Genomic DNA, 1,295 nt, shown 5'->3' on the forward strand with positions numbered 1-1,295 from the left:
ATGACGTGGCACTCCGTTAGATTAAAGTCTTAATCCAACGGGGGTCAACGGCGTGAACGGGGCGGCGGCCAGCGAGATCCCGGCGCCGACCACAACTCTCCTGCGCGGTCCGCCCGCTGAGTCCGCGTCCGGCATGGTCCCTCCTCGCGCCGTTGCCGTTCCCGCCGTGTTCCGCCGCCGCGGGTGCCGGCACCGCCCGCTGTCGGTGGTTCAGTCCATTCACCTGTAGGGGGATTGTCGCGTGTTTCCGCGCGGGAGGCGGCAACCGCGCGCCCCGCCACGCGGGTTCGCACTCCCCGGGCCGGGGCGCGCTACGCCGTTCGGCGGCCCGGGCGGCGGTCCCTGAGATGCGGGAGCGCGTGAGCTGACGTGTCCTCACGTCTATGGCAAAGCCGAATGGGAGGTCGGACCGATGGCTGTGCAGGATGGACGTCGGAGGCGCCGTCAGCCGTGTCAGGAGTGGACGCCGAGCCGGCGCGGGCTGGTCCTGCGCGGAGCCGCGCTGACGGCGCTGGGGATCGCTCCGCTCGTGGCGGGGGAGCGGGGCACGGGGGCCGGGGCGGGCGGCGACGCCGTCCCCGCCGCGCACCGGCGAAGAAGGTCGGCCGCCGGGCGCTGGGTCCGTCCGGTGCTGGGGGACCACCGGATCACGGCGGCCTACGGCATCCCCGGGAGCTGGCGGGCGGGCCACCACACGGGCGTCGACTTCGCGCTGCCCGTCGGAACCCCCGTCTACTCGGTCGGCCCCGGCACCGTGGTGTTCGCGGGGCGGTCCGGCTCCTACGGGAAGGCGGTGACGATCCGGATGGACGACGGGCACTACACCCTCTTCGCCCACCTGTCGGAGATCTCCGTCGGCTCCGGGGAGCGGGTGAAGGCGCGCACCCGGGTGGGCGCCTCGGGGGCCACGGGCCGGGTCACCGGCCCGCACCTGCACTTCGAGGTGCGCACCAGCCGCGCGTACGGCTCGGACGTCGATCCCGTGGCGTACCTCGCCCGGCGGGGCGTGGACCTGGCATGAGGCGGCCGTGCCGGGCGGCACACGGAACGAGGGCCCGGTCCGTTCTCCGGACCGGGCCCTCGGCACCAGGGTGAGTAACGGGACTCGAACCCGCGACATCCTGGACCACAACCAGGTGCTCTACCAGCTGAGCTATACCCACCACGACCGGGGCTTTTCCGCACCGGCCAAGAAGAGTGTACAGGGTCATCGCCGGTGCCCGCGCACCTTTGTCCCGGCGACGGTCCCGCCGTGGGTCCGCCGTGGTCCCGGCGCGGGCCCGGCGGGCGCCCGG

General features: G+C 73.8%; 1 protein-coding gene and 1 tRNA gene. One reads left to right on the forward strand and one right to left on the reverse strand.

Annotation, left to right across the window (positions count from 1 at the left end; genetic code table 11):
* Window positions 1-412 precede the first annotated feature (412 nt).
* A complete protein-coding gene (locus ABD358_RS11820; protein ID WP_344630876.1) occupies window positions 413-1,021 on the forward strand; it encodes a M23 family metallopeptidase in 609 nt (202 codons plus the stop codon).
* A gap of 69 nt (window positions 1,022-1,090) precedes the next feature.
* Here the strand turns inward: ABD358_RS11820 and ABD358_RS11825 are convergent.
* Window positions 1,091-1,163: transfer RNA gene (locus ABD358_RS11825), tRNA-His, on the reverse strand.
* Window positions 1,164-1,295: the final 132 nt, after the last annotated feature.

The organism is Streptomyces glaucosporus (assembly GCF_039533345.1).
Taxonomy (GTDB): domain Bacteria; phylum Actinomycetota; class Actinomycetes; order Streptomycetales; family Streptomycetaceae; genus Streptomyces; species Streptomyces glaucosporus.